Raw genomic sequence first — 1078 nt, 5'->3', positions numbered from 1 at the left:
GGGCACGTCCTCGGCCGGGGCAGCGGCGGCCACCTCGAGCGCGCGCCGGACCAGAGCCTCGTCGGCCGTGCGCCGCGACGGCGAGCCGCTCACGAGTCGGGCAGGTGCCGATCGAGCTCGTCGGCGAAGCCCATCCGCTCGGCCACGGACTGCAGCTGCTCGTCGGCGTAGAGATCGGTCTCGGAGACGATGATCTCCAGCACGCCCTCCGGCAGCCCGAGATCCTCGAGGATCGCCATGTCGCCCTCGCCCCACGGGTCGGTGTCCTCGAGCTCCTCGTCCGACAGGTCGGGGACCTCCACGTTGAGTTCGTCGAGCACGTCCGCCGCCAGGTCGTAGTCCAGCGCCGCCGTGGCATCCGACAGCATCAGCCGCATCCCGGACGGGCCGGGCCGCAGGATCACGAAGTACTCGTTGTCCACGTCCACGAGTCCGAAGGAGGCACCCTCGGTACGCAGGGAACGCACCTGCCGAGCGGCGTCGTCGAGGCTGTTCAGAGCCGAATCCTCAAGGCGGGCGATATGCCAGGATCCGCCCTCCTGCATCACGCCGAGGGCGTAGCCGGTGACATCGTCATCATCGACATCTCCCCCACTGTCGCGGGAGCTTCGGTCGGAGGTGCTGGCCATGGGCTCAACCGTAGTCGGCTGTGAGAACCTTGTCAGGTGACGACCGAAGGGACCTCCGCGACGCCGCCCCCGACCACTCCTGAGCCCGGGTTCGAGCCGACCGTCTGCGTGCTCGGGGTTGGCCTGATCGGCGGATCGCTACTGCGGGCCCTCGGAGCGAAGCGGGCCTTCGGATGGAACCGCTCCGCCCCCACCGCGGAGGCGGCCACAGCAGCCGGGTTCGACGTCTCCACAGATCTGGCCCACACACTCCGGCTCGCGGCGGAGCGGGACGCCCTCGTCGTCGTCGCCGTGCCCTTACCTGCCCTCGACGCGACACTGGGCGCGGTGGCCGAGCACGCGCCGGGCGTCGCCCTGACCGACGTGATCAGCGTCAAGGCGCCCGTCCTCGCGGCGGTGCGGCGGCACGGGTTGGCGGCGCGATTCGTCGGCGGGCACCCCATGGCGGG

General features: G+C 71.1%; 2 protein-coding genes. One reads left to right on the top strand and one right to left on the bottom strand.

The genetic code is table 11. The features are described 5' to 3' along the window. Window positions 1–89: 89 nt before the first annotated feature. Entirely contained in the window at window positions 90–629 is a 540-nt protein-coding gene (locus G6016_RS15255) for a tRNA adenosine deaminase-associated protein (RefSeq protein ID WP_182633462.1), read from the bottom strand. 108 nt (window positions 630–737) lie between these two features. Between G6016_RS15255 and G6016_RS15250 the strand changes: the two genes are divergently transcribed. Further along, window positions 738–1078, top strand: a 341-nt coding sequence (locus G6016_RS15250; RefSeq protein ID WP_182633463.1) for a prephenate dehydrogenase/arogenate dehydrogenase family protein, incomplete at its 3' end; no start/stop codon positions are given.

The sequence above is a fragment of the Dietzia aerolata genome, assembly GCF_014144865.1.
GTDB lineage: Bacteria > Actinomycetota > Actinomycetes > Mycobacteriales > Mycobacteriaceae > Dietzia > Dietzia aerolata.
The sequence above is the reverse complement of the archived record's forward strand: the minus strand, read 5'-3'. Positions and strand labels throughout refer to the sequence as shown.

Coding starts and splice junctions, on each gene's coding strand:
- G6016_RS15255 (WP_182633462.1), bottom strand. CDS start 629: ATGGCCAGCACCTCCGACCGAAGCTCCCGCGACAGTGGGGGAGATGTC.